Origin of the sequence: Microbacterium sp., from assembly GCF_051953575.1 — a bacterium.
In the GTDB taxonomy this organism is placed as follows: domain Bacteria; phylum Actinomycetota; class Actinomycetes; order Actinomycetales; family Microbacteriaceae; genus Microbacterium.
On sequence record NZ_JBQCIP010000136.1, the window covers coordinates 1 to 3,128 of the forward strand.

General features: G+C 72.9%; 3 protein-coding genes. All 3 read right to left on the reverse strand.

Going from position 1 to position 3,128, the window contains the following annotated elements; genetic code table 11:
- The coding region (gene ligD, locus ACTHNQ_RS08720) for a non-homologous end-joining DNA ligase (RefSeq protein ID WP_440332882.1) at window positions 1-1,208 on the reverse strand (1,208 nt) is incomplete at its 3' end.
- A gap of 55 nt (window positions 1,209-1,263) precedes the next feature.
- Window positions 1,264-1,599, reverse strand: a complete 336-nt coding sequence (locus tag ACTHNQ_RS08725; RefSeq protein ID WP_440332884.1) for a helix-turn-helix domain-containing protein — start codon at window positions 1,597-1,599, stop codon at window positions 1,264-1,266.
- 118 nt (window positions 1,600-1,717) lie between these two features.
- On the reverse strand, window positions 1,718-3,128 hold a 1,411-nt coding region (locus ACTHNQ_RS08730; RefSeq protein WP_440332886.1), incomplete at its 5' end, for an alpha-mannosidase.

Genomic DNA, 3,128 nt, shown 5'->3' on the forward strand with positions numbered 1-3,128 from the left:
CAGGGGTCGTAGTCGGCGATCAGCTCCTCCTGCGGCGGCCGCTCGTCCTCGGCGACGTGCTGCAGGTTGACGCGCACCCGGTACCAGAGCGAGCTCGAGCCGCGCATGCCGTCGATCAGCACGTCGGCGGGGTGCAGCTGCGCGTTCGCGGCCGGGTGCCGCCGCATCCACTCCTCCAGCGCAGCGATCGACTCGGACTTGGTCTTGGTGCGGGCGATCTCGATGAGGGGCATCGTGGACTGGCGGCGGCCGTCGGCCCCGCCGCCGCGCGGCGGCTTCTCGGCAGGACCGAGCTCGTCGGCCAGGCGCAGCAGGCCGTCGAGCGTGCCGACGGCGTCGTCGATGCCGGCGTGCGGGTCGCCAAGCTCGGCGTACCGCGCGGGCACGGTGAGGACCGTGAACTCCTCGGGCCGTCGGGTGCGCAGTTCGTCCCACCCGAGCGGCGTCGACACGCGCGCGTCGGGCAGCGGCCGGATCGAGTACGCGGAGGCCACGGTGCGGTCCTTGGCGTTCTGGTTGAAGTCGACGAACACGCTCTCGCCGCGCTCCTCCTTCCACCACTGTGCGGTGGCGAGGCCCGGCGCCCGGTTCGCCACCTCACGCGCGAGCGTCTCGGCCGCCAGGCGCACCTGCTTGTAGTCCCAGTGCGGCGCGATGCGGACGAGGATGTGGATGCCGCGGGAGCCGCTGGTCTTCGGCCAGCCGACGAGCCCCACGTCGTCGAGCACTTCGCGGGCGACGAAGGCGACGTCGACGATCTGCGACCAGTCCACGCCGGGCATCGGGTCGAGGTCGATGCGCAGTTCGTCGGGGTGGTCGAGGTCCTCGGCGCGCACCGGGTGCGGGTTCAGGTCGAGACACCCGAGGTTGACGACCCAGGCGAGGCCGGCGGCATCCCGGATCACCGCCTCTTCGGCGGAGGTGCCGCGGGCGTAGTGCAGGGTGGCCGTGTCGATGAACTCGGGATGGTTCTCAGGGACGCGCTTCTGGAAGAACGGCTCGGCGTCGATGCCCTTCGGAAAGCGCTTGAGCACCATGGGCCTGCCGGCCGCTCCCCGCAGGGCCCCGTCGGCGACCGACAGGTAGTAGCGCACGATGTCGAGCTTGGTGACACCGGGTTCGGGGAACACGATCTTCGTGGGGCTCGAGATGCGCACCTCGTGCCCGTCGACGTCGAGGATCTCGGCCTCTGCCTTTGCGGGGGTCACCCGGCCCACGCTAGCGACGGCCGGCGACAACGGCCAGGGGGCACGCGCCGCGACGTCAGGCGGCGAGTGCGTAGGTCGCGCGGCAGCCGACCACGCTGCGCTCGGCGGCCCGCGAGCGCAGGTCGTCCACGACGCCCGTCGTCAGCTCGATGAGCGTCACGTCGAGCGCGCCCGCGACCGCCGCGATCATCTCGCTCGACGGCTCCTTGAGCCCCCGCTCGATCTCGGAGAGGTACTGCGGCGACACCCCCGCCCGGTCGGCGGTGTCGGCCAGTCGTTCGCCCCGCTCGTGGCGCAGGCGTCGGAGCCGGTCGCCGAGCGCGTCGCGCCAGAGCGGCTCGACGTCGCGCGGGGTACGGGGCGAGCGCGGCAGCGGGATGATCTCGGCCATGGCGTCACGATAGAACGCCGACGCGGCGCCCGGCGACCCGTTCCGCCCACAGCAGAACGGCCGCCCGGTGGACGGACGGCCGTGCTGCGGTGAGACCGCGGATCGCTCCGCGGCGCCCTCACGGGCGGGAGAACCTGAGGGTCACGATCTGGAAGGGGCGGAGGTCCAGGCGCACGGTGCCGCCGTCGACGGCCACTCCGTCGGCGGGCACGTCCCGCTCCAGCAGGTCGACCTGCTGCACGCCCGCGACATCGAACCCGGCGGTGAGCGACGCGCGGCCGCGCACGCCCAGCGCCTCGTACAGGCGCACGACGACATCGCCGCTGCCGTCCTCGGCGAGCTTCACCGCCTCGACGACCACGCCCGGGCGGTCGATCGCGACGAGCGGCTCGATGGTGTCGACGGCGGCGCCCTCGACCCTCCGCTGCGGAAGGTTGAAGCGGTACCCCTCGGTGATGGCATCGGCGACGTCGGCGCCCACCACGAGGCCGACGCGCAGCGCGTGCGCGCCCTGGTCCTGCGACGGGTCGGGGAACACCGCCGCGCGGATGAGCGACAGGCGTGCGATCGTGATCGTGCCGCCGCGCTCGTCGCGCTGCTCGCGGGTGATGTCGTGCCCGTACGTCGAGTCGTTCACCACCGCGACGCCGAAGTCCGGCTCGGCGACGCGCACCCAGCGGTGCGCGACGGTCTCGAAGCGTGCGGCATCCCACGAGGTGTTCGTGTGCGTCGATCGCTCGATGTGGCCGAACTGGATCTCGGACGCGGCGCGATCGGCGTGCAGGTCGAGCGGGAACGCGAGCTTCAGCAGCTTCTGCTTCTCGTGCCAGTCCAGCTCGAAGGCGAACGACACCACGCGGGATCCCTCGGCGAGGCTGATCCGCTCGATGACGGCGGAGCCGTTGAAGCGTCGCTCCACGACGACCGCCGACCCGTCGACGCCGATGGATGCGACGTCCGTGAGGTCGCGCACCACGTTGCGGTAGTGCACGTCGACGTCCCACGCATCCCACTGCGTGGGGGTGTCGCGGTGCAGCTGCAGCAGGCCCGCCGGACGCCCGGCCGGCACGACCTCGCGGCCGGTGGCCAGGTCGACGGCTGAGACCACGAGCCCGCGCCCGTCGATCGTCGCGCGCACGATGCCGTTGTCGAGCACCCACCCGTCGCCGTCCGCGACGGGCGGCACGTCGGGCGCCTCGGCGGACGGGCCCGCACCGAGGGCCGCCACACCGCCGCGGTCGTGGGGCGCCGCGTTGGCGACCAGCGTGCGGTCTCCCGACCCCGCGAGCGCGCGCAGGCTGTCGGCGATGACCTCTTCGAGCTCGCGCGCGACCCACGCGTAGTTGCGCTCGGCGTCGTGATAGACCCAGGCGATCGACGAGCCGGGAAGGATGTCGTGGAACTGCTGCAGCAGCACCGTCTCCCAGGCCCGCTGGATCCGCTCGGCCGGATACGGGATGCCGCACCGCACGCTCGCCGTCGTCGCCCACAGCTCGGCCTCGCGCAGCAGGTGCTCGCTGCGGCGGTTG